We start from the raw sequence: 22344 nt of genomic DNA, 5'->3' as shown, positions 1-22344 counted from the left end.
CGCGACAATTGGAGACGACCATGCGCAAGCACTCGATGCATGCCGCGAGAGCAGCCGTCAGGAGCGCCGGTGTCTATGGTGATTCGATTGCAGACGGAGCCTTGTCCCGCCTCAGCGCATTGCCGATCTCAATCCTTTCCGACGCGCTCATCGATGAGAAAGTCTCCTCTCTGGTGCTTGAACGACTGAACGGAGGCCGAGCGGGGCTCGTCAGCGGCCTCTACGGCCAGGCGCGATTCGCCGAGGCCCGCGCGCGGATCGAGGCGGTCAAACGCCATAAGGACGAGGTCCTGCAGATGATCGACCAGCAAGCCGGAGAACTGGGGATCAGTGTCTGGGCGATCAAAGGATTGGCGGCCGAAAGCGCGTACCCCGAGCGCATGGTGCGGGATCTCGGAGATCTGGATCTGATGGTCGCGACCGTGGACGACGCCATCCGGCTCACCGCACGCCTGCGGACCGCCGGCTACGACTTCGACAACCTGGAGTGGCCGTGGGTGAAGAAATCTTTGGAGTCCGGCGTGATCTATGGGCAGTTCAATCTCAATGACGGCGCCCTCGAAAACCGTCCCACCATTGATCTGCATTTCGGTGGTTATTCGGTCAGACACTGCGGTCTTCATCCGCTGGACACCGGAGAACAGGAACCCGGGCTCAGCTACTACGACATCCAGCAGAACCTGCCGCTCATCGTTGCGAACGCGGCCGGTGACCACGACATCACGACCAAGGATCTCAATGACCTCGCCCTGGCACTTCAGAATCCCTCGGTGGACTGGGATCGACTGCTCCGCCAGCTCGAGGCGATCAAGCTCCTTGAGTTCTTCAAGCATATGGCCGAGCAGTTGGACGCGACCCCGCTACGGCGGCTCTACCGAGACAGTGCTCTGCCGCCGCGACTGAAGAAGGTGCGGGCGGAGACTCCGGCGCCGCGGGTTTCCTTGATGCGGCATCGGCGGTGGGCGGCGACGGTCAGGCACGCTTATGCCCTCGGCGCGCGCCACTCCTACGCTCGTGCCATGGTGACCACGCTCTCGGCAGCCCGATATTACTGGGGCCATCGCATGGTCAAGGTCAGATCACGGGCGGTCCGCCCGGGGCCGCGGCTGCCGAGGCTGGTCAACTGGACCTGTGTCCGCCTGATTCCCGCGGCAATGGTGAAGCAACTACGCAACGGGGACGACGGCGCGGTGGCGGGCCCCTCTTTCCTTCCCGTGCGCGGGATCCAGCGGTCGCTGTCAGCGGAGCTCACGGCGATCCGTTCACCGGTCGGTGACATCATACGTACCTGCTTGGGCGACTTTGTGCCTGCCGTCTACCACGTCGATGATCCCTGGCAGCGCTTGTCCGAGGGCACGAAATGAGCGCGATGGACCATCCCGTCGATCTCACCGGGCCACAGGCGACGTGGCCGGCCGCGGGGCTGCGACTGTGGCGGGAGGCCACCGACCATGTTCTCGGTCTCCCCGACTCGTGGCATCCGCCGCCACTTCAGGGAGATCGCGGCCTTCGTGAGGTGCTGGGCGTCATCTTGGACGAGAACCCGGACGACGTGCTGGTAACAAGCGGCGTGCGCGCCGGTGCGTCGGTCATGGCGCGGACCGCCAGGAGTTTCTCGCACGAGCAGCCCTCATTCACCGGCACGGTCGCGGTGCTCCGTTCTTGCCGTCGCGAAGTGAATCTCCAATCTTGGGCTGAGCTCCTGGACCTGCGCCGGCATGGCGGCCGGACGGGCTCCGCCGGCGTCATCTGGCTTACCGATCCATGGCGGAATCCGGACGGCGCCACCCTGACCTTGGACGACTGGAGCCGCGTCGCAGCGGTCGCCCAGACTCACCAGGTCGTGGTCAACGAGGTATACCGTTGGTTCGGGAAGGCGGCGAGCCGGCCCGCCCACGTCTGGATGACGGGTTCGTTGTCCAAGCTGGCCGGCAGCGGGGCGGGATTGGGATGGATCCGTGGCACGGGCATGGACGGCCTGGCACGGCGGCAGCACGCCAGGCCCAGCCTGTTCTGGCAAAGGTGCTGGGCCTACTTTCTGGCCCATGGCGGGCTGGAATTGCTCATAGACCACACTGTCCTTCCCACAGCTGAGGCTTCCCGCGCCTTTCTTGATGAGCTGGTCCGGGTTGCCGGCACGGAATATTGTCCCGATGCGGTCGCTGGATCCCCGTTCCTCCTCCTGCCTGTCCCGCATGCGACCACGAACGAGTTCGTCAGCCGGCTCGCCACAGAGGGCTACCGGGTGGGCCCGGGCGATGACTTTCTCGCACGGTCGCCCAGTGTCCGCGTGTGTTTCGTCGGCGTTTCCGACGCCGATGCACGCCGGGCGGCTCGAACCATCGGCACGCGCCTGCTCGCTGACGCCTCGTTCAAGGCGGAGTCTCATCGGGCTGAAGGACGTACAGGCGGCGGGGCCCGACACTGATCAAGTCTCCGCTGGAGACGCGGTAACCCTCCTCGAACACCTTGTCACCGTTGACCCGGACAGCTCCGGAGAGGAGCAGCCGACGCGCCTGCTGCCTGGAGGGCACCGAGCCTGTGGCGTGGAGGACATCCAGTATTCCGCCAGAATCCGCGATCAGCGGTACGGCCACGGACGGGTCAGGATCGCGCCGTCCACGATGCCCGGACAGGAAACTCTCCTTGGCCTTGGCCGCTGCCGCCTCCCCGTGATAGGTGCGTACGATGTCGAAGGCGAGGTCCTGTTTCAGGGCCATGGGATGCAGCTCACCCGAGCCCCAGCGCTGGAGACGCTCGCGCGCTTCGTCCGGCGACCACGACGAGACAAGAGTGATCCACTGCCGCATCGTCTCGTCGTCGATGCTCATCACTTTGGCGAACTGTTCGTTCGGCTCTTCGGCCAAGGCGATGTGGGTGCCTTCGCGCTTCGACATCCGCCGGTGGCCCCTCGTCCCCCAGAGGGTCGGGTAGGTGATGCCGATGCAGGGCCGTTGCCCGTGGATGCGCTGCAGCCGACGGCCTGCGAGGATGTTGAAGATCGGCCCGACGGTGCCCAACTGGACGTCCGCCCGCAGATGAAGTGCGTCGTAGCCCTGCATGAGCGGGTAGAGAAGCTCATGCAGACCGACCGGCTTGCTGGACTTGATCCGGTCTTTGACGGCCGCCGGGCTGGTCACCTGCTGGACGGTGAACGCCGATGCGACGGCCAGGATGTCGGAGAGCGGCAAGTCGCTCAGCCAGTCGCCGTTGTACATGATCGTCGTGCGATCCGGGTCGAGAACGAGCGACATTTGCTTGACGAAAGTCGAGGCGGCGCTCACGACCTCGTCGAGAGGAATCCGAGGCCGCTCGTACAGCCGGTCGGAAGGATCTCCGATCTGGGCGGTTACGGTGCCCACCAGGAATATGACGTCATGTCCAAGCTCCTGGAAGAGGCGGAGCTTTCGCATCGTGATGGTGTGTCCGAGGTGGAGATTCGGCCGACTCGCATCGTAGCCGGCGAAAACGCGCAGCGGCACCTTCGTGCGGTGGTACTCGGCCAACCGTTCGACGAGTTCGCGCCGCATCGTCCGTGCGAAGGATTTCTCGGTGAACTCCGCACCTTGCAGAATGTTGTCCGCTTCGTCTGTCGCCCGTTGCAGATTCACCGCATGAACTCCACGTTCTCATTCGATTTCGCGGCCATTGACAACGCCTTTTCCAGGGTCCTGAGCGCCGATTCGTATGATGCGCGAACCAGAGCGACCTGATCTCCCGCCCAAAGCGTCTCGGACAGGATTTCGAGTTCCCACCACCCGTCGAAGCCGGCGTCTAACAGATCCGCGCAGATCGCCGGCACATCGGCGCATCCCTCGCCCGGCAGCGCGCGATCCAGGCTTCCCGCGGGTCCAGCCGCCCAATCGGACAGGTGGACGATCCGCGCTCGGCTGCCTGCGTCCAGCAGACGTTCGCGTAGCCGCGAATCCCACCAGACGTGCCACGTGTCCACGACGATGCCCCCGGCCTGTCTCTGCTCGACCAGTGCGAGGGCGTCCGCCACTGACGTCGCGACCGAGTCGCTGATCAAGACGGGATGCAGCGGCTCGACGAGAAGGTCGGCTCCCTCCCGTGCCGCTCGTCGCAGAAGGGTGTCGATTGCGGTGAAAGCCTGATTCCACGCATCCCTTCGCCCAAGACCCGCGGACGGACCGCCGACCACCACGACGAGCGGCACGCCGAGCTCGGCGGCATGGGCCAAGAACCGTTCAGCTTTCGCCATGCGTTCCGCACGGGCCACCGGGCTCGGATCTATGAGGCCGATGAACGCGCAGACACTGGTCGGCTGCAGCCCTTCTCCGTCCAGCACGGACCGAACCCCGTTCACACCATGCTCGGCGATCGTCGACGGCAGGACTCCGAAGCCGTCGAAGCCGGATTCGCGCGCGGCGCGCGCGGCGGCCGCCAAGGGGAGATCCCGCGCGGTCAGCTGGTTGAATGATATTCGCAAGTCCCCGGCCGCTGCCGGCCTGCCTGATATGGCCATGCTCGTGATTCTGCAATATCGACCGCTTACTGTAAATCAGACGAAGTGGCGGTCGGCGGGACACGGGCAGCGCTCTACGAGAGCCGGGCTCCAGATACAATGAGCCGATGCGATTCGCATTCATGCCTATTCTTTCTGACGAACCGTCATCCTGGCCGCAGCTGCTGGCAATGTTTCAGGCCGCTGACGAGATGGGCTTTTTCGAATCCGGCTGGCTGTTCGATCACTCGTCATCAGCCGCTGTGAACACTTCTGGCCCGTGCTACGAAACGTGGACGGTCATGGCGGCCCTGGCCCACGCGACGAGCCGGCTCCGCCTGGGCACGATGGTGCTCGCGGTGGCGCGCCGGCATCCGGCACTGCTCGCTCAGATGGCGCTGACGCTCGACACCATTGCGCAAGGCCGGCTCGAACTCGGGATAGGTGCGGGATGGCGCGAGCTGGATCACCTTCCGCAGGGCATTCCCTTCGGCACGCCTGCGTCCCGCGCGGACCGGCTTGACGAAGGATGCGAGATTCTGGTTCGCCTTCTCTCCGGCCACACAGTCTCCACGCACGGCCGGTTCTTCACGCTGACGGCGGCACGATGTGATGTTCCTCCCGTCCAGCGACCGCACCCACCGATCTGTATCGGTGGCGGCGGTGAGCGGAGGACCCTCCGAACCGCTGCTCGGTGGGCACAACACTGGAACCATCCTGGCGGACGCGTCGAGGACTTCTCCCGCAAGCGTCTGCTCCTGCTCCGTTGCTGCGCACAGCTCGGCCGCGATCCCTCTGAGATCACCACCTCGGCGACCATTCCCGGAGAGGACTCCGCACCGGAGAGAATGGTCGAGGAAGTCGCTCAGCTTGCGGACGCAGGTGCTGATCTGGTCGTTCTCCGGATTCGACCACCCCACGAGGCGGCGAGACTTGAGCGCCTGGCGACAGCGCTGGAGCCGCTCCGCTGACTCGGGAACCGGCTTCGGCGGAGGCGCTCCAAAGGCCGGTGAGAGCCCGCGGCGGGGCGGTCACCCGGCAGGGAGGCGGAACGCCGCAGAGAGCGCGCGCAGCGGCTCCGCCGCGAGGGCGGCCCGGCAACCGGCGCGCAGCGCACCCAGGACATCGTCAACGAGCCGGTCACCGACGTGAAGCAGGCGTTCCGCGCCCACGCCGAGCGCCTCTGCCGCCATGAGGAACGCCGCAGGGGAGGGTTTGGCGACGCCGGCGGTCGTCGAGGCGATGACGACGTCCACGTACCGGTCGAGCCCGGTCGAGGCCAGGACGTTCACGAGAGAGGGCTGCCAGTTGGACAGAACCCCGATGCGCTGCCCGGACCCCCGCGCCGTAGCGAGGATCTCTCGCGCACCCGGCATGGGGCGCCAGTTACCGGGGTCGGTGTACGCGTCGAGCACGCTCGCCGCTCCGGACCGCGAGGCGTCGCCGAGCCCGGCCAGCACGTCCCCATAGAAGCGCCGTAGCGTCGATTCGGCAGTGAACGGATCCGCCCACCACGAGTCCGGCGATGTGAGGACGTCGGTCGCCCTCGCCATGGCGGCACGCACCTCGGACATCGGCGGGGCGGAGCCTGACCGCGCGAGGTGGTCACGCACAACGCGAGCAGGGTCGCGGATGTGCTCGATCAGCGTGAATCCCGCATCGAACGTGATCGCGGCCGGCGGTTGGGGACAGGGAGGTCCTGTCACCGCGGCGAGGAGGGGGGCGATGTCCGGCAGAGCGGCGCTGCTCGGCAACAGCAGCGTGGGCAGATGTCCACAGCTGACGGGACGTCCGGTGAACACGCCCACGGTCCGGAAACCGGCGGCCTCGGCCGCCCGCCACTCCGCCGCTGAATCAGCCACGTACCACGCCCTTCGCGGGTCGACCCCCCGGTCTTTCAGCGCGGTGAAGGAGCCTGCGCGGGGCTTCGGCTCGGCCGCATTGTCGCCGTGCACCACGAACTCGAATGCGCTCACGTCGAGCCCGCACGCGCTGAGCTTGCGCCATGTCTTGACGGCCGGGCCGTTGGTGAGGATGCCGCAGCGCATTCCGGCCGATGTCGCGGCCTGTACGAGCCGGCGCGCATCGCACAAGGGCACGGGCGGGATCTGGTCGGCGAGAGCGTCGTAGGCTGACACGTAGCGGGCGAGATCCACTCCCGTGTGGAGACGTTGCACGCACTCCGCGAAACCCATGTGTCCGTAGTGGCCGGCGAACACCAGCTCGTCGGGCGGCTCCAGCTCGAGAACCCGCGCGACCTCCTGGCATTTCGCCCATCCTGTCTTGTACGTGTCGACCAAGGTGTCGTCGACATCGAGGACGAGCCACGGGCCGGTCTCTCCTGAGAAGGCCGTGCTCTCCGGTGCGGCAGGCAGCATCAGGTGCTCATCCTCACGAACTCTGGCCGGGCGACGCCGCGTGTCAGATCGCGGTGCCTTGCCGCTGAGCCCATCGCCACATCACTACATGGTCATGAAGGAGCGGGTCAATCGTTCAGAGATCTTTCAGCAGAGCCGCGATCTCATAGATGAGGGCGAGGTCGGCCACGGCGTCGGAGATCGGGGTACGTGACTCCGCAAGATCCAGCGCGCAGTCGATGAAATGCTCGACCTCGAGTCGGTAAGCACTGTCATACGACGCGATCACCTCACGCCTCACCACATCGGTCCCCACCGTGCACCGCTCGTGGGTGACGGTGGGCGCGGAGCGGCGGAACGGTGATCCGAACCGCAGCTCCGTTGCCGCTCCGGGATAGAACGCGGTGAGAGTCTCGTCCCAATCACTCGCGGTCTCGAAGTCAGGGACGACTTCCAGGTGCACCGGAGTGCCGCTCGCGCTCATGACGGCGAGGAAACCAGGACCGAAGGGCGTGGCGAACCGGAAGGCCTCGCGTACCGTGATCGGGCCGACCAGCGTGCGTCCGAGGTTGAGATCGTGCACAGCCAGCTCCGTCAGAGTTCGCACGTCCTTCACTCGATCGACGGCAGTGCTCCCGAGCGTCATGGCGATCTGAGAGTCGACCGCCGCACTCTCGGCTTCGGCGTCGTGGTCCGTTGTGTCGTGACCCTTGATGCGCTGATGGAGTCTCTCCTGTTTGTGCCGCGCTCCTGCGAAGACATGAAGGCGCACGAGTACGGGTGGCGCCTCGCCGCCCAGGAGCCGCGCGAATGACGGGTCGTACCGTTTCATGTATCCGACCACCACCGACGACCGGGACGATCGTTCCAGCTTTTCGAGCGCGACCGCCTCGTCGATCCCCCAGCACACCGGCTTCTCGACCATGACGTGCAAGCCCACCTCGAGAGCACGCTGGATCAAGGGCGCGTGATGCCGGTTGGCAATCAACACCGCATCGAGGTCACGGGACATCAGATCGTCGGCGGACAGCGCGACGGCGCGGGCGGGCAGACCGTACGTGTGCGCGACGGCGGCGGTGAGGTCGCGGGACAGGTCGCACACGGCGGAGATCTCCACCCGCCGAGACTGAGCGAGGTTGGGAAGATGGTGGAGCTGGGCGACTCGCCCCAGGCCGATCACACCCACGCGCACACGGCGGCTCACGGTTGACCGAGTATCTTGAGGCTGCCGAACTCGCGCTTCATCGATTCGGCGGCCACGGGCCTCTCGTCTTCGAACAGGACCGCCAGGGGGTCGATCCAGCACACGTAGGAGACGCCGTTGGGCATGACGTTGAGGCGTCTTATCTTGCGGTCTGGATTGGGCTCCTCGCTTGATTCGTCCACGTCAAATTCGATATCACCCCAGCGGTAGCAGTCGACCTTCGAGTCGCTCTTGCGCTGGACGAAAGTCTTCTCGAGCCCGGGCACCTGATCGAGCCCGGCCACGAGCGAATCGATGGGAATGTGGCCCTCCGCGTTGTAGACCGAGTAATCGGTGGGCTTGCGGAACGCCTCCGGAATCTCCGAGCAGGACCGAAAGATGAATCGGCGGTATCCGAGCTCGCGGCCCCACTTCATGTAATCGAACATATCCGAAACGGTGGAGACGCCTTCAGGTGTCATGACGCAACTGAGCCGTGGGGTGAATCGCGCGGAGTCGCGTTGGGTGACATAGCGGTGATCGGCATCCGTCATGCCTTTCCACGACGGCCCGAACCTCATGATCGCGGCATTCAGGTCCGGATCGAAGTGTGCCACGCTGACCGATACGCCTGACAGGCCCACGCTGATGAGCCCGTCGAGAAGGCTGGATCGGCCGGTGGGTGTCTGGACGCTCTTGCCCAGGCCGATGCCATTGGTGTGCAGACGCGACTTGTCGAAGCCTGGATTGACGGACTGTGCCAGGTCAAAGAGCCTCTGAGGGCTGAGCGTGGGCTCGCCGCCGGTGTACGCGACCTTTCGCACGCCCGCGGTCAACGCGAAGCTTTTCACTCGCTGCAGCTTGGGTCCCCAGCTCAGGTACGGCCCGGCGGGGGTAAACGTGATCTCGTTGGAGCAGAACCTGCACGCGGCATTACATTTGGACACGACCACCAGCGTCAGAATGGCGCGGTGACTGACCACATACGTCTCGGCGTCGAATCTGATGATATTGCTGTTCCAAAATTCCTCACCCTCGAACGGCTCGGGCCGCTCGCCGATGGTGCGGATCACCTCGCCGTAATGTGAAGAGCTGTCGTCCTCCTTCGCTGTGCCGGCGACAACGGCTTCGTCTGCCCGGATCCGGTTTTCGGTCATTCCGATCGGGCCTCCTCAATGTGTAGTCAATTCGACTCTATCTCTGGGTCGCTATGGTGACAACGGTCGTCCGATCCGCAGGGCCAGACTCTCTATTGCCGAGGGCCGCGCATGAATTTGATTTCCGGCAGTCAGCGCGATGATATGCAGACGCATTGTGGAGGCCATTTCGTCCCCGCAGTCGTCAACGCGAGCAGGCCAGATCCGTCAGGGGCGCCGGCACCGGGTTTCCCGATGCGTGAAGGCGCGTTCCAGCCCTCTCGCGAGACGGGCGCACACGCGGGAGCGGGCCGGATGGCGGGCGGCTACATGCTTCGCCGGATGGCTTCGCCGAGCACGCGGACTCCGTGGACCAGTTCCGGCTCGGACACCATCGTGAAGGCCATACGGAACCACTGCTGGTGATTTCCACCGTCGCCGAAAAACGAGTCACCCGGTTTGCAGAGCACACCTTCCCGCGCGGTGTGGTGCATGACCAGCTCTCCCTTGACCTGCTCGGCGAGCTCGATCCACAGGAACATGCCGCCGTGCGGCACATCGAAACGAACCGTATCACCGCAGTGCTCGCGCAGGCTCGCGACGACGGTGTCACGCTTGCTTCGATAGATGTGCGTAATCTGAGACAGATGCTGGTCATATCGACCGCTGCGAACGAAGTGTTCAAGAATACGGCCGGTAAGCTGGCTCGATCCGAGATCTTCTCGCGGGCCCGCCACGATATCGACGAGATCGGGTCTCGCGCTGAGCCATCCGCAGCGCAGCCCGGGTGCCAGCGTCTTGCTGAAGCTGCCGACGGTTATCAGCCGGTCGCTGCCCTCGAGCGTCGACATCGAGGGCAACACCGGGCCGTCGTATCGCAATTCGGCATAGACGCGGTCCTCGATGACGAGGAAGTCGTACTCGACGGCGAGTTGCAACAACCGCCGACGGCGGGCAAGCGAAAGTGACCACCCGGTGGGCGTGTTGTAGTCCGCGATGGTGTAAACCAGCCTGCAGCGGCGATGTGCGGCCTTCAGGCCCGCGAGCCTGCGTTCGAGGACGTCGATGCGCATTCCGTCGCGATCCATCGGGATGGCGAGAGGTTCGGCGCCGAGGGCGCGGCCGATCCGGATCGAGGCGCCCCACGTGGGGGCTTCCACCACGAACACATCACCATCACGCAGAAGCGCCCGCCACACGAGTTCGATGGCGTGCGCCGCACCGGACGTCAGCATGATGCCGTCGATCCCGGGGGCACTCGATGCCGCCGCGCCGATGCGTTCCGTCAGAGCGGACCGGAGCCCGGCGTGCCCCCGTGCGATTCCGGCACGGCCGGGTCCGCCGTAGAACAGGGAGGGCTCGGCCTCCGCCAGCGTCCGCTCGGCGAGTTCCAGAAACGCCGAGCGCGGAAACGTCGCCGCGTCGGGCAGCCCAAGGTCGAAGGGCCACCTTACCTGCCGTGATGACATGCCTGGCTCCTGGCCGGTCGTCGGGTCGACATCGATGCGCGAGGCAGCGGCGAAGGATTCACGATGATGCTTCTGGGCGCTCATAGATCGTCCCGTCCGACCAGATGTAAGGTGCCTTTCCCCACGTCATCGCGCTGGCAACGTCGGGGAAGAAACCGCAGTTCTTGAAGTTCGCGCTGGTGTTGCACAGCACCGGCATACCGCTGATTTCGCGATATGCCGTGAGAAGCTCCACCAGTTCTGGACACTGCGCCTCGTTGACGGTCTGCAGCCGTGCGGTTCCATCGACGTGGCATATGGCCGGGAGGCGGTCGCGCCACGAATCGCGGACATGGTGTCTGAAGAGCATATAAGGATCAGGGGTTCCCGGATCGAAGATCTCCGGTGCGGCGTTCTCCAGGCACACGGGTGCCACGGGACGGAAGGCCTCGCGACCCTTCATCTCATTCAGACGATCGTGCATGGATCTGTGCGTGGCCGGCGCGAGAATGCTCCGGTGGCCGAGGGCGCGCGGCCCGAGCTCCGCCCTTCCGGTGAGAAAGACGACAGGTTCGCCGGTCTCGTCCATGAGCCGAGCGAGCTCTGGCAGGGAGCATGGAGATGGTTTCCACGCCGGATCAACGGCGGACGTCCCCAGTCGCTGCCCGCTGTAGACGTCCCATTCCACCTGGGAACGGCCCTCCGCGACGGCCATGGCACAGCAGGCCACGCCGAGCGCGACGCCTGAGTCGTTGGGAAAGGGCGGGACCCAGACGTTCTCGAACAACCCGCTCTCACGAATCTGGCTGTTCCAATTGATGTTCAGGGCGGTGCCGCCCGTCAGGCACAGGTTGCGTGGTGCGTCGGGGATCGTCTGGAGCGCTCGGTCGAGGCCCTCCACCAGCTGGTCACCCAGATAACGGCTGATGGAGGCGATCATGTCGACCGGGGAGACACCATCGAGATGTATGGTCGGCGCAAGTGCCTCCAGTTGCGCCACCCCCGACTCAAGCCGGAAAGCGTCGTCCGTCCCGAACGGTGATTCGCGGCAGCACGCGGCATGGCAATCCTTCAGCGCGGAGTCGAGCGCGGCCATCGCGGTGGGGTGTGGCGTGCCCAGCGCCGCGTACGCCATGATCTTGCCCGCCAACCCGAGATTCTCGAATCCCGACGTGCGCTGGTCGAACGGCGGAAACGACCCGGCGAGCACCGAATACGCGTTGCCCACGAGTGGAAACAGGGCGCCGACCGTCCGCAGCTTTGTAAGATCGCCTCGGCAGTCGTACAGGTACGGATACATCAAGCCGTCCCAGCTCACGACGAGCGCAGGCTCGGACGCCACCGCAAAAGGGCTCGTACAGTACGCGGCGGCGACATGGCCCGCATAGTGAGGGAACGTCAGATACTCGAGGTCGAGAGTCCTTTCCTGGACCGGGTTGATGAGCGTCTTCGATCTGATGCCCTCCACATATGGCCCCAACCGGACCTCGACGTCGATCCCCCGCCACCGCCGGATTTTGTACGGTTCATGCCAGCCGTCGAAGGCGACGACATCCATGTCGTCCAGCGCGTAGCCGAATTCGTCGAGCAGGACCTCCACGTCGCCGAGTTCGTCGATACGGGAATAGCGAGGCCGGTTGGCGACCTTTTCGCTTTCGCTGGACATGACGAGACGGCCGTCCTCGATGACCGCCACGGCGCCGTCGTGGGTGATCTTGATGCCGCAGAACTTCATGCGCTGTCCTCTGCCTTTCCTGAAGTATGCAGGGGAATGTCCACACCACAGCGGCCCGCCGCCTCGGCCAGGTGCTCAACCGGCATCGGGAACTGCCCCACCTCGGTCTTGCCGTTCCCGTGGAAGTCCGAGCTGCGGAAAGGAACCAACCTCAGCTGATGTGCTGTCTCCCTTCGGCGGTCCTCGTCTGCGGGCGAGTCGTGCCGTGAGCTCACCTCTACGCCCGCAAGACCCTCGGCCGAGAACGTGCGAAGGTCGTCGACAACGCCGTCCCACGTATTCCTGCCTGAGTGGCACTCCCAGAAGGGGTGCGCTATCACCGGGATTCCGCCGGCGTTGCGGACCATCGCGATAGCGCGTCCGGTGGGCACGTACCGATCCCGTTCCGAGTTCTTCAGGGCGTTGTATCGGTCCTTGACGACGGCCGCGGCCTGAACCGGATCGACGCCGAGCGGGCGTGCCAGATACCGGCCGATGAGCGTCGCGCTGAGCATCCATTTGCGCGGATGCAGCGGCGGTCCGTCCTCCTGGACGCCGGCGAGGATGTCTTCGGTGGCTGGGAGCTGCGTGCCCGCGGCGCGCAGGCCGGCAAGCACCCGGCCGTAGGCTTCGTTCTTGATCGCGGTCGGCCGGAATGCGAACTCTTGTAACTCCGCGTCGAGAATGCCGTGACCGTAGCCCAGCACGTGATACTTACGGTCGTGGTGCATCGTGCTGATCTCGATCCCGGGAAGCAGGATGACGCCGTACCCCGCCGCCATGGCTTCCAGCTCGGAATCGTAGGTCGTGCGGGAATGGTCGCTGATGCTCATCACCCGCAGTGATGCTCGCCCTGCCCGTTCGATGACCTCCTCTGGCGACATCAGGCCGTCGGAGTTCGTGGAATGAAGGTGGAGGTCACAGGTTGCCTGGCACGCGGTGTCGTCGCATGCGGAACGAGTCATTGGAGCACCTCAAAAACCCAGGATCTGTCCGAGCACGCGTCGGTCTGCTCTATGACCACTCGAGTAAGGCCCTCCCCTCCCGGGATGCTACGGGCGAAGGGCACTGAAGCTTCGGGCGGCAATATACTGGCAGGCCGGACTTCCGGATCGAATCAATGGGCTCCGGTCGTCAGAAGGAAATTACGTTATTTTCTGTCGTGCCGCCATCCACCTTCCCGAGCGATTGCCCGCTCGCCTCCGCGCCGGTATGCCGACCTCCTGAAAGTGCGCCCTTGCAGGGGATCTGGGCGTGCAACTGATGATTGTCCTCACTTGCACGCTGCGCCGGTAGCCCCAGGGATCCGCCTCGCGCGATCAGGATCCTCGACGCAGCACGCATCGTGCGCAGAGCACCTGACATATCGCCTCCGCACATGTGGAGCCAGGGCCGGCACGACACTGACCGCCGGCGCCCGGGGGCCGTTCACCGTGGATATGCAGGCCGCATAACCCCGACCACGCCGGGGTCTTAGCGTGACGAATGCGGTTGCCGCACTTCGCCCAAGGCAGGGTCGAATACACCCATGGACCTCGGGCCCGACTCCTTGCCAACGATCTCACATGTAGGATGGTCCGCCATGACGATCAAAGTGCAGGAGTTAGTGAAGGAGTTCCGCCGGCCAAAGCGAAAATCTGGGCGCTTCACCGCACTCCGCACGCTGTTCAGCCACGAGTATGCGTCGACCAGGGCGGTCGATGGTGTCGACTTCAGCATAGAACCCGGTGAACTCATCGGCTACATTGGGCCCAACGGCGCAGGCAAATCGACGACGATAAAGATGCTGACCGGTATTCTGGTGCCCACCTCCGGCACCGTCGAGGTCGCCGGTGTGGTGCCGTGGCGCGAGCGCGAGCGAAACGCTCGTCAGATCGGCGTCGTGTTCGGGCAACGCACCGGACTATGGTGGGACCTCCCGCTGCGCGACTCGCTGGAACTCGTTCGCCCCCTCTACGACCTGCCTCGTCAGCGATTCCTGGCGAACTTGGAGACATTCGCCGGCATGCTCGGGCTGGATCAGTTCATGGACGTGCCGGTGCGGCAACTCTCCCTGGGCCAGCGCATGCGCGGAGATCTTGCCGCCGCGATGCTGCACGAGCCGCAGATCCTCTACCTCGATGAGCCGACCGTCGGCCTGGACATCGTCGCCAAGAGGCGCATCCGTGAGTTCTTGAGCCGGCTCAATCGTGATGCCGGGACGACGGTCATTCTCACCACTCATGACCTCGACGATGTCGAGGAGCTGTGCACGCGCGTCATCTTGGTCGATCACGGAAAAGTGCTTTATGACGGTGACGTCGCCGAGCTGAAGAGGCAGCATGCGCCCCACCACGAGTTGATCGTGCATCTGGCGGAGCCGGCGTTCACCGCCGACATCCCCGACGTGCAGCGAACGCGACGCGAGGACGGTTTCGTCACCCTGACGTTCGACCCGGCCCGCATCGCGGCGGCCGACCTCATCAGCAACGTGCTCGCCGTGCACCGGGTAACGGACTTGTCCATCGTCAGACCCAAGCTCGAAGACGTGGTGGCCGACATCTACGCCGAACGGTCCCCATAGATGCGGACGAGTCTTCCGGGCTATGTCGCCATCGGCAGAATGCAAGCACGCACCGTCATGCGGTATCGCGTCGATTATGGGGCCGGACTCGTGCGGCTCCTGTTCCAGATTCTGCTCTTACGGGTCGTCTGGGAAGGGTTATACGCCGGCCGGACCATGGTCGACGGAATATCGTTCTCGTTGACGATCACTTACCTGACACTGGGAAACCTGCAAAACTGGTTGTTCAGCCCATGGATTTTCTCGCTGATCCCGGAACGGGTCAGGGACGGGCTCGTCGGAATCGACTTGACGCGTCCCGTGGGCTTTCTCGGCCAGGTGGTCGCGAGCCAGCTCGGCCGGACCGCGGCGATGGCGCCATTCGCGGTGGTGGCGCTGCCCTTCGCCAGTTTCGTCGGTGGAGCACAGCCGTCTACGTCGCCGGCGGCGATCATCGCCTACGTCGTCAGCTTGGCCCTCGGCTACTGCGTCATCACCATTCTGTCCGTCCTGGTGGGACTGATCACCTTCTGGACGCTGGAACTTGAAGGTCTCTTCCTGATCTACCGTATGGCGGTGCAATTCTTGTCCGGCGCGTTGGTGCCGTTGTGGTTCATGCCCGACGCCTTGCGCATCGTGGTTGAAGTCCTGCCGCTCCAAGCGGTCATGCACACGCCGACCGCGATATACCTCGGCAGGATTCACAGCGGCGACGTGGCGATCGCCATGGCCGTGCAGGCGTTGTGGGTCGTGGTCCTGTGGTTTGCCGCTCGTCTGGTGTGGTCTCGGGCGATCCGCCGGATGATTGTCCAGGGAGGTTGACCACGTGATACGGGCACTGCGCATGTGGGCGATACTGGCCCGCGCCGCGTTACGGGCGGAGATGCAGCATCGTGTCCACTTCTTTTTCGGGCTGCTCGGTGGGCTCGCGGTTCAGGGTATGGGGCTTGTGTTCATCGCAACGATCCTCACCCGATTCGGGGACCTCGGCGGCTGGACCTTTCAGGAAATCTTGTTGCTCTACGGCATGCGTTTGACGGCCCATGCTCTGTGGGTGATCCCGTTTGCCTCGCTGTTCCAGATCACCCACGTGGTGCGCTCGGCGGAGTTCGATCGTTATCTCGTCCGGCCGCTCAATCCGCTGATACAGCTCATGACCCGCCGGATGGCCATCGTGACGATCGGCCATCTCATCGGCGGCGTCGCGATCCTGGCGGCCGGTATGGTGAGATCGGGGGTCGTCTGGACTCCGGTGAATGTTCTCCTGCTGATCGCCGCGCTGGCCGGCGGAGCACTCACCGAGATGTCGCTCCAGTTGGCGCTGGCAAGCCTGGCGTTTCGGCTGCACAGCGCCACCGAACTGATGCTCACCCTCGACAGCGTTTTCAACAGTTTCGGCAACTATCCGATCAAAATCTTCGGCCCGGTGGCGCGATGGGGCCTGACCACTGTCTTTCCCCTGGCTTTTGCCGCCTATTTCCCGGCGACCGTCCTCCTCGACCGAACCGATGAACTGTGGGTCCTCCCGTGGATCGCGGCGGCCGCGCCGGCCGTGGGAGTGATCTTAGCGGCGCTGGCGTACCTTTTCTGGAGAGCGCAAATTCGCTACTACTCGTCCAGCGGAAACTGATATTCCGCCGCTCCTCCTTCAGAGGATTGCCGGGGATGGCTCGGAACCACCTGGGTTCACCAGAAGGAGGCCACCTCAGCCGGGGCGGGCGGAACATCGTCGACATCGCGCGGGCTGCTCGGGCGAACCTGTGCCTTCCGCATGATCGACGGCACCTCTAGACTGGCCTGACGAGGATCGGCGACACGTCTTGATGGCGCCGTGAAGGGCTGGCAGCCCTGGCACGGCGGGCGCGCCGGCACGGCTCCACGCGACATCCCTCCTGCGCATACCCAACCGAGACGATGGCGATGACCGGTCGCCCGTGTGAACGGTGCATTCGCCTTGCCGAACCGCGCCTCTTGCGACGTCCGGGTCAGTCAGGACCGGCACCCGGTTTCGCGGCACCCCAGACCCTCGTGATCATGGCGACCTCACCCAGCCTGCGACGCACTACAGAACGGAGACATGGCTGATGTCGGTGGACCTTCCGGAGCAGACGTACTCACCGCCGTTGGAGTTCTCGGCGTGCCGGGTGGGGAGCGGCCCGCTCGCCTGGGCTCAGAAGGGCATGTGGAACAACATTCGCGCCCTCGCCCCTGGTGACCGGCATCTCAACGTGACGCTGACCGTGACCGTGCCTGATGGCGGGTCTTCCGTCGACCGGGTGCTGACGGCGCTCCGCACCCTGGTCGCCAGGCACGACGCGCTGCGCACCACTTTCCGCACCGGCAACGATGACCAGCCGTTCCAGACGGTCGCAGGGCAGGGCACCATACCGGTCGCCCTGGCCGAGGGCCCCGAGGCGGTGCGCCGGTTGTCCGACGCGCAGTCCGGTCTCGGCGCCAGGCGCTTCGACTTGGCAGTGGAGCTGCCGCTACGCGTGGGCTTGGCGATGGCGGGCGACAGGGTGCAGACCGTGGTCCTGTGCCTCTCGCATCTGGTCGTTGACGGCTGGGCCACTCAGCTGCTGCAGGAGGAGCTCGCGGTGCTGCTGGCCGGCGCGCATGAGCTGCCGCCGGTGACAAGGCAACCCATCGACCAGGCCCGCTACGAGCGGGACGTGCTCGCACCTCGCCTGGGTGATCGTGTACCGGCCTACTGGCGCAAGGTGTTAGGCGCGTGTCCGCCGCCGGCTGACGTCTTCGCCCCACAGGGTGAGCCGGCGGCGCCACGGTTCTGGCACGGCACCTACGTGTCCAAGGCATCCCTGTGCGCGGCGCAGATGCTGGCGGCCCGGCATGGGGTGAGCCAGACGTCGGTGTTCCTGGCGGCGGCAGCGCGTGTCCTGGCCGTGTACGCGGGTCGTGATGAGCTTCCGGCCCTGCTCCGGGTGAGCAACCGGTTCGCTCCCGAGGTCAAACGGTCGGTCCTGTACCTGTGCCAGAACATCCCGGTGCTCCTGGTGAACGGACGGGCTTCGTTTCCGAAGCTCGTCCGCTCGACGCACCTGGCGGCGATGAGGGCCTATCAATGCAGCCAGTACGACCCGGACGACATCAAAGGCGTGCTGGACGACATGCACCAGCCGACCGTCATCCCAGATCTGGTCACCTTGAACGTGGTCACCCATGGCGCGGCCATTGCCGGCGACCAGAGCCGGGCAGAATGGCCCGATGGAGCAAGGCCGCGAGATCTCCTCCAGGACAGCTCGTTCACGTGGCGGCGCACATTCGAGAACGAGAGGATTCGGTTGTTCCTGAGCGTGTTCGGCGGGTTCTCCTACCAAGTGATCGCGGACACCGCCTGTTTTCCGCCCGAACAGATCGAGGCCACGGCCCGGCTCATCGAGGCCACTCTGGTGGAGGAGGCCGAAAGGGAGGGCGGCGCATGACGAACCGTTCGCGGCCGCGTCTGCCGATGGAGCACGCAGCCGTCACCCCGGCGCGCGCCGCGACGCAGGGGAGTCATGACGGCAGCCGATCCCGAACCGCACGGGTGGGTCGCGTTCACCTCGACCGGGTCGCGGGCTCGTCGTGCCAGTCGGGGTGCGTCACCGTGCCGGAGAGCCAGTCGCGCCGGAGGACGGCGTAGCCGACCGAGTCGTGGGGGGTGCCGCCGTCCCGGCTCGGCCAGGCCTCGCGGTAGTGCGCCTCCTTGGCGTACCCGCTCCTGCGCAGGATCGTGCGCATGGCGTGGTTGTCCTGGCGGGTCGTGGCCTCGATCCGCAGGACGTGGGGGAACTCGGTGAAGAGGTACGGCGTCAGCCAGGCGACCGCGGCCGTGCCGAGGCCCTGACCGCGCCGGGACTCACGGATCCGCAGGTCGAACATGGGGGTGTCGTCCGCGAGATCCTGCAGCCGCACCAGGCCCGCGCGCTCCCCGTCGGCCAGCATCCAGAACGTCCTGCTCTCGTCGTTCCAGTAGAGCCCGTCCGCGGCCCGCCGCCTGACCGTCTCCGCGTCCTGGGTGCCCGCGTGGAAGGGCCAGTCGTTTCCCGTCAGGAAGTCCGCCAACGCGTCGATGTCGTCGGCCGAGAACGGGGAGAACTCGATGCGCATCGTCGGATCTTTCCACATGGCCGCCCGCCCGGTACACCGGTTTTCCGCCAGGTCAGCGATAGTTCCAGGCCTTGGCGTACTTGGCGAGCTCGGGTGCGAGCGCGGCTGTGTCGTCGAAGGTGCGGGCGGGCTGGATCCGTCCGGACTTGATGGTGTCGCTGCGGTCGCCCAGGTTCGGCACGAACCGGCCCTGGTCGTGCTTGCTGTACTCGAGCATCTCCGGCTCCCACGCCACGCCCAGGTACGCGCAGACCTCGCGGGTGACCCGTTCCGGCTCGGCGGTCAGTTCTTCGTACCGCAGTGTGAGGCCGTCGAGCGTGCCGCGGGCCTGTTCCAGGGGCTTGAAGTATTTCAGCGCGTTCTCCTCCAGCGCTTCGCGGGTGGAGGTGTTGGTCTTGCGGTTCTCCAGCGAGGACACCACGCCCTCCGGATGGCGCAGCAGGAAGAGGAACTTCGCCTTCGGCCAGGCGTAGTGCAGCCGCTCCCAGACGAAGACGTTGCCCGGTGTCTTGTCGACGATGATCTCCTTGCCGCTGCGCTCCAGTTCCAGGCGCAGGATGCGGTCCCACAGCACGTGCTCCAGCTCCACCTTGTCCATCCCGAGCTCTTGCATGGACTGCTCGGAGAAGTCGGGCGTTAACTGCACCCCGATGGTCCGCAGGTGCAGCTCGTGCGGGGCCCGGATACGGGAGTGGCTGTTGAGGAGCATGCGCAGCAGCGTGGAGCCGGAGCGCACCGAGGCGATCACGAAGACGGGGGAGTCCACCTGGCGCGGCAGGATCGGGATGGAGTAGTCGACGACGTGCGTGCGCTTCGGAGGACGCGGGCGGGTGGCCTTCATGGGGCTCGTCTCCGGTGGCGTCAGCTGGCGTGGAGGGCGCAGAGCCTCGTTCAGGAGCCGAAACCTTCTCTTGATGCCGGTTCTCACAACGCCCATGCGCGCCTGCAGCTCCTTTCGTTCCTGCGCGTTACCTCATTCCCCCAGGAATGGGCAGCCGTAACCAGGGGTAACGGCCGCCATAGTCGGACAAAAGTAACGTAATGGAGCAACGGCAGTAAGGAGTTGGCGCAGGTTCACAGCGCATTCTCAGGGACGGACGGCGTCAGCCGTCCCTGGTGAGATCGAGGAGGCGTTCGCCTGACCGCGCTGCTCCGGCCGGCCGGTTCGCCCCACCACCCACGCCTGCCGCTTACCTGGAGGGTAATCGACACGCTGACCCGGCCCGGGCGGGGTGTGCGGCATGGCAGACGAGATGGCGGACACCCGCGACATCGTGCAGGAACTGCTGCGGCGCATCGCCGAGGGCGACCACGACGGCGCGGCCGGGATGTTCGCCGAGCAGATCGACTGGCGGCTCAGCTGGCCCGCGGAAGGGCATCCCGAGGTGCCCTGGATCGGCCACGATCGACCAGGGCCGAGGTGGCCGACCACTTCCGCATGCTGAACGCTCACCACGTGCCCGAGCTGAACGGCACGTCGGTCGCCCGGATCCTGGTCGACGGGGCGGACGCCGTGGTGCTCGGGGAGATCGTGCAGACCGTGCGGGGAGGCGGGGCCGCGTACACGTCCCCGTTCGCGCTGCACCTCACCGTCGAGGACGGCCTCATCACCCGCTACCACATCTTCGAGGACAGCCTCACGGTCGCCCGCGCCCTGAGCGCCGCCTGACCGCCGCGAGCCCGCTCACGGGCTCGCGGCCGGTCGCGGGGCGGCGGCCGGGGCGATCAGGTCACGGTCACGGTGTGCAGGAGTGCGTTCAGGCCGGTGCCGGGCTCCCAGGTGCCCTCGTTGGCGAGCCTGATGGCGTATTCCGGGCGGCCGGGAAGCTTCGGGTCGGGCAGGTCGAGCAGGAGCGCGTATTCACCGGCGGGAAGGGACCTGGGCAGGCGGAACTTCGCCCTGACCCTGGTCGTCTCGCCCGCCTGCCACGTGCGCGGGTCGGTGGCGAGCGGGAAGCGGTGCACGGCCGAGGTCGCGGTGTCGCGCAGGACCAGTGCCGCGTCGCGCGGATTGACGGGGGCGGCGTAGCCGTCGTTCCTGACGGTGAAGGTGATCGGGAGCGCACCGCCCCTGGCGGCCCCTGACGCCCCCGTTGCCGGTTGCGGCCGAGGCGGGGGCGGGTGCGACGGCTAGGCGCGCACAGGAGGACGATCAGGGCGAGGATACGTTTCACCATGGTGGTGCGGCTCCTAGACCGGAGGGTTGGGGGCGTGCTTCATGACTAATCATGGAATCAACGAAAATAACGTCGGCCTGAAGATAACCAAAACCCGCTGTGAGTCCACTTCTGGCGTGCCGCCATCCCGATAATCAGGGACTCCCTGATAATAAAGGCCACCCAGCGCCGATCACGCGACGCCGGCGCGGGACCCGCCCGCAGCGCCCCCTCCGCGCCGGCCCGACACGGAAACCGGTCCTCGAAGCCGTGGCCCGGCCGGTGGGACGCGGCCCTCGCCTCGGTCCGATCTGGCAGGCTGGGACGCATGTCCGAAACACACCTACCTGGTGGCTTCGTGAACGCCGTCGTCCGGGTCGGCGACACCGTCCGCCGCCCGCCCGCGCAACAGGCCGCGTACGTGCACGAACTGCTGCTCCTGCTGGAGCGTGGCGGATGGCCGGGCGCGCCGAGGTTCCTGGGGATGGACGAGCGCGGCCGCGAGATCCTCAGCTTCGTGGACGGCCACGTGGCCTGGGAGGACGTCCAACCGGACGGCGTCACCTCCGACGAGAGCCTCGCGCGGGTGGCGGAGCTCGTACGCGCGTTCCACGACCTGACCGCGGGCACATCCCTGGCCGGCGAGGAGGAGGTCGTCTGCCACAACGACCTGTCCCCGAAGAACACCGTCTACTGCGACGAGGGCGCGGGCCTGCGGCCGGTGGCGTTCATCGACTGGGACATCGCGGCACCGGGACGGCGGATTCACGACGTGGCGCACGTCTGCTGGCAGTATCTCGGCCTCGGCCCCGGAGCCGTCGACGCCGGCAGGCGGATCCGGCTGATCTGCGACGCGTACGGGCTGCGTGAGCGGGGCGGCGTGGTGGAGGCGATCCTGCGGTGGCAGGACCGCTGCGCGCGCGGCATCGAGACGGACGCGGCCGCCGGGATGCCGCACGCGATCAAACTGCGGGACGACGGGGTGGTGGCCCGGATCCGCGCCTGTCACGACTGGGTCGCCGGGCACCGGACCGAGCTGGAACGCCCGCTGCGCTGACCACCGCCCCGCTAACGGGGGGCGTCCGGGTTCGGGTCACCCAACGTGTGCGGCACCGGCTCTTCCTCCGAGAAGAGCCAGGAGTCACCGGAGTCGTGAAGAGTGGCGGGTTCCGGGGCGTTCGAGGTGGCGGGTCCCCAGGTCTGCGAGGCCGCGGGTTCCGGGGTGTGCGGGGC

The 22344-nt window shown here is 65.9% G+C and carries 20 protein-coding genes and 1 pseudogene; 10 read left to right on the top strand and 11 right to left on the bottom strand.

All coding sequences use genetic code 11. The features are described from left to right. Positions 1-20: 20 nt before the first annotated feature. Together E1294_RS35510 and E1294_RS35505 are read left to right on the top strand one after the other, a co-directional pair. The gene (locus tag E1294_RS35510; protein WP_132515356.1) at positions 21-1364 is read left to right on the top strand and encodes a nucleotidyltransferase family protein; all 1344 of its coding nucleotides are present in this window, start codon (positions 21-23) and stop codon (positions 1362-1364) included. 5 nt (positions 1365-1369) lie between these two features. Next, complete coding sequence (locus E1294_RS35505) at positions 1370-2428, top strand: aminotransferase class I/II-fold pyridoxal phosphate-dependent enzyme (RefSeq protein ID WP_165977639.1); 1059 nt, start codon at positions 1370-1372, stop codon at positions 2426-2428. On the opposite strand, the gene tyrS is transcribed toward E1294_RS35505, so the two are convergent. Together tyrS and E1294_RS35495 are read right to left on the bottom strand one after the other, a co-directional pair. Then, complete coding sequence (gene tyrS / locus E1294_RS35500) at positions 2373-3611, bottom strand: tyrosine--tRNA ligase (protein WP_132515354.1); 1239 nt, start codon at positions 3609-3611, stop codon at positions 2373-2375. The genes E1294_RS35505 and tyrS overlap by 56 nt on opposite strands. Further along, entirely contained in the window at positions 3608-4486 is an 879-nt protein-coding gene (locus tag E1294_RS35495) for a sugar phosphate isomerase/epimerase family protein (RefSeq protein WP_132515353.1), read from the bottom strand. Before E1294_RS35495 ends, tyrS begins: the two co-directional genes overlap by 4 nt. 107 nt (positions 4487-4593) lie before the next feature. Between E1294_RS35495 and E1294_RS35490 the strand changes: the two genes are divergently transcribed. Further along, the gene (locus E1294_RS35490; RefSeq protein ID WP_132515352.1) at positions 4594-5436 is read left to right on the top strand and encodes an LLM class flavin-dependent oxidoreductase; all 843 of its coding nucleotides are present in this window, start codon (positions 4594-4596) and stop codon (positions 5434-5436) included. A gap of 60 nt (positions 5437-5496) precedes the next feature. On the opposite strand, the gene E1294_RS35485 is transcribed toward E1294_RS35490, so the two are convergent. The 6 genes from E1294_RS35485 to E1294_RS35460 form a co-directional block, all read right to left on the bottom strand. Continuing rightward, complete coding sequence (locus E1294_RS35485; protein ID WP_132515351.1) at positions 5497-6843, bottom strand: HAD family hydrolase; 1347 nt, start codon at positions 6841-6843, stop codon at positions 5497-5499. A gap of 115 nt (positions 6844-6958) precedes the next feature. Continuing rightward, positions 6959-8002 carry a Gfo/Idh/MocA family protein gene (locus E1294_RS35480; protein WP_246083526.1) on the bottom strand — a complete coding sequence of 348 codons (1044 nt, stop codon included), beginning with the start codon at positions 8000-8002 and terminating at the stop codon, positions 6959-6961. A gap of 20 nt (positions 8003-8022) precedes the next feature. Next, positions 8023-9162, bottom strand: coding sequence for a radical SAM protein (locus E1294_RS35475; RefSeq protein WP_132515349.1), 1140 nt, complete (start codon positions 9160-9162; stop codon positions 8023-8025). Positions 9163-9467: 305 nt separating this feature from the next. Then, positions 9468-10694 carry an aminotransferase-like domain-containing protein gene (locus E1294_RS35470; protein ID WP_132515348.1) on the bottom strand — a complete coding sequence of 409 codons (1227 nt, stop codon included), beginning with the start codon at positions 10692-10694 and terminating at the stop codon, positions 9468-9470. Then, entirely contained in the window at positions 10669-12324 is a 1656-nt protein-coding gene (locus E1294_RS35465) for a carbamoyltransferase N-terminal domain-containing protein (RefSeq protein WP_132515347.1), read from the bottom strand. The genes E1294_RS35470 and E1294_RS35465 overlap by 26 nt, the downstream gene beginning before the upstream one ends. Further along, positions 12321-13268: a PHP domain-containing protein gene (locus E1294_RS35460; RefSeq protein WP_220448107.1), complete on the bottom strand. Its 948-nt coding sequence runs from the start codon at positions 13266-13268 to the stop codon at positions 12321-12323. Before E1294_RS35460 ends, E1294_RS35465 begins: the two co-directional genes overlap by 4 nt. A 617-nt stretch (positions 13269-13885) precedes the next feature. Between E1294_RS35460 and E1294_RS35455 the strand changes: the two genes are divergently transcribed. The 4 genes from E1294_RS35455 (at position 13886) to E1294_RS35440 (ending at position 18288) form a co-directional block, all read left to right on the top strand. Then, entirely contained in the window at positions 13886-14866 is a 981-nt protein-coding gene (locus tag E1294_RS35455; RefSeq protein WP_132515345.1) for an ABC transporter ATP-binding protein, read from the top strand. Positions 14867-14905: 39 nt separating this feature from the next. Further along, positions 14906-15667 carry an ABC transporter permease gene (locus tag E1294_RS35450; protein ID WP_220448106.1) on the top strand — a complete coding sequence of 254 codons (762 nt, stop codon included), beginning with the start codon at positions 14906-14908 and terminating at the stop codon, positions 15665-15667. A gap of 4 nt (positions 15668-15671) precedes the next feature. Continuing rightward, positions 15672-16475 (top strand): ABC transporter permease, encoded by an 804-nt coding sequence (locus E1294_RS35445; protein WP_220448105.1) that lies wholly within the window; start codon positions 15672-15674, stop codon positions 16473-16475. A 454-nt stretch (positions 16476-16929) separates the two neighbouring features. Beyond that, entirely contained in the window at positions 16930-18288 is a 1359-nt protein-coding gene (locus tag E1294_RS35440; protein WP_132515343.1) for a condensation domain-containing protein, read from the top strand. A 115-nt stretch (positions 18289-18403) separates the two neighbouring features. Here E1294_RS35440 and E1294_RS35435 read toward each other — a convergent pair whose 3' ends face one another. Together E1294_RS35435 and E1294_RS35430 are read right to left on the bottom strand one after the other, a co-directional pair. Beyond that, the gene (locus E1294_RS35435; RefSeq protein WP_132515342.1) at positions 18404-18955 is read right to left on the bottom strand and encodes a GNAT family N-acetyltransferase; all 552 of its coding nucleotides are present in this window, start codon (positions 18953-18955) and stop codon (positions 18404-18406) included. Positions 18956-19007: 52 nt separating this feature from the next. After that, positions 19008-19796, bottom strand: coding sequence for a sulfotransferase family protein (locus E1294_RS35430; protein WP_220448104.1), 789 nt, complete (start codon positions 19794-19796; stop codon positions 19008-19010). A gap of 400 nt (positions 19797-20196) precedes the next feature. Here E1294_RS35430 and E1294_RS56405 point away from each other — a divergent pair, with 400 nt between their 5' ends. Together E1294_RS56405 and E1294_RS35425 are read left to right on the top strand one after the other, a co-directional pair. Beyond that, positions 20197-20400 carry a nuclear transport factor 2-like protein gene (locus E1294_RS56405; RefSeq protein WP_246083527.1) on the top strand — a complete coding sequence of 68 codons (204 nt, stop codon included), beginning with the start codon at positions 20197-20199 and terminating at the stop codon, positions 20398-20400. Continuing rightward, on the top strand, positions 20304-20624 hold the full coding sequence (locus tag E1294_RS35425; RefSeq protein WP_246083524.1) for a nuclear transport factor 2 family protein: 321 nt from the start codon (positions 20304-20306) through the stop codon (positions 20622-20624). The genes E1294_RS56405 and E1294_RS35425 overlap by 97 nt, the downstream gene beginning before the upstream one ends. 56 nt (positions 20625-20680) lie before the next feature. On the opposite strand, the pseudogene E1294_RS35420 reads toward E1294_RS35425, so the two are convergent. Further along, positions 20681-21028: pseudogene (locus E1294_RS35420) on the bottom strand (DUF4832 domain-containing protein); the annotation flags it as partial. Between the two features lie 411 nt (positions 21029-21439). Between E1294_RS35420 and E1294_RS35415 the strand changes: the two are divergent. Next, positions 21440-22168, top strand: a complete 729-nt coding sequence (locus E1294_RS35415; protein WP_132515339.1) for a phosphotransferase — start codon at positions 21440-21442, stop codon at positions 22166-22168. The last annotated feature ends 176 nt before the right edge of the window (positions 22169-22344 follow it).

The organism is Nonomuraea diastatica, assembly GCF_004349015.1.
In the GTDB taxonomy this organism is placed as follows: domain Bacteria; phylum Actinomycetota; class Actinomycetes; order Streptosporangiales; family Streptosporangiaceae; genus Nonomuraea; species Nonomuraea diastatica.
Note: the sequence above shows the minus strand (reverse complement) of the source record. Positions and strands in the feature narration are given on the sequence as shown.

Excerpts from the sequence above, each read along its gene's own strand:
- E1294_RS35510 (WP_132515356.1), top strand. The coding sequence starts at position 21 with ATGCGCAAGCACTCGATGCATGCCGCGAGAGCAGCCGTCAGGAGCGCC.
- E1294_RS35485 (WP_132515351.1), bottom strand. The coding sequence starts at position 6,843 with ATGCTGCCTGCCGCACCGGAGAGCACGGCCTTCTCAGGAGAGACCGGC.
- E1294_RS35505 (WP_165977639.1), top strand. The coding sequence starts at position 1,370 with ATGGACCATCCCGTCGATCTCACCGGGCCACAGGCGACGTGGCCGGCC.
- E1294_RS35460 (WP_220448107.1), bottom strand. The coding sequence starts at position 13,268 with ATGACTCGTTCCGCATGCGACGACACCGCGTGCCAGGCAACCTGTGAC.
- E1294_RS35490 (WP_132515352.1), top strand. The coding sequence starts at position 4,594 with ATGCGATTCGCATTCATGCCTATTCTTTCTGACGAACCGTCATCCTGG.
- E1294_RS35440 (WP_132515343.1), top strand. The coding sequence starts at position 16,930 with ATGTCGGTGGACCTTCCGGAGCAGACGTACTCACCGCCGTTGGAGTTC.
- E1294_RS35450 (WP_220448106.1), top strand. The coding sequence starts at position 14,906 with ATGCAAGCACGCACCGTCATGCGGTATCGCGTCGATTATGGGGCCGGA.
- E1294_RS35495 (WP_132515353.1), bottom strand. The coding sequence starts at position 4,486 with ATGGCCATATCAGGCAGGCCGGCAGCGGCCGGGGACTTGCGAATATCA.
- E1294_RS35455 (WP_132515345.1), top strand. The coding sequence starts at position 13,886 with ATGACGATCAAAGTGCAGGAGTTAGTGAAGGAGTTCCGCCGGCCAAAG.
- E1294_RS35470 (WP_132515348.1), bottom strand. The coding sequence starts at position 10,694 with ATGAGCGCCCAGAAGCATCATCGTGAATCCTTCGCCGCTGCCTCGCGC.
- E1294_RS56405 (WP_246083527.1), top strand. The coding sequence starts at position 20,197 with ATGGCAGACGAGATGGCGGACACCCGCGACATCGTGCAGGAACTGCTG.
- E1294_RS35465 (WP_132515347.1), bottom strand. The coding sequence starts at position 12,324 with ATGAAGTTCTGCGGCATCAAGATCACCCACGACGGCGCCGTGGCGGTC.
- E1294_RS35415 (WP_132515339.1), top strand. The coding sequence starts at position 21,440 with ATGTCCGAAACACACCTACCTGGTGGCTTCGTGAACGCCGTCGTCCGG.
- E1294_RS35430 (WP_220448104.1), bottom strand. The coding sequence starts at position 19,796 with ATGAAGGCCACCCGCCCGCGTCCTCCGAAGCGCACGCACGTCGTCGAC.
- E1294_RS35435 (WP_132515342.1), bottom strand. The coding sequence starts at position 18,955 with ATGCGCATCGAGTTCTCCCCGTTCTCGGCCGACGACATCGACGCGTTG.
- E1294_RS35475 (WP_132515349.1), bottom strand. The coding sequence starts at position 9,162 with ATGACCGAAAACCGGATCCGGGCAGACGAAGCCGTTGTCGCCGGCACA.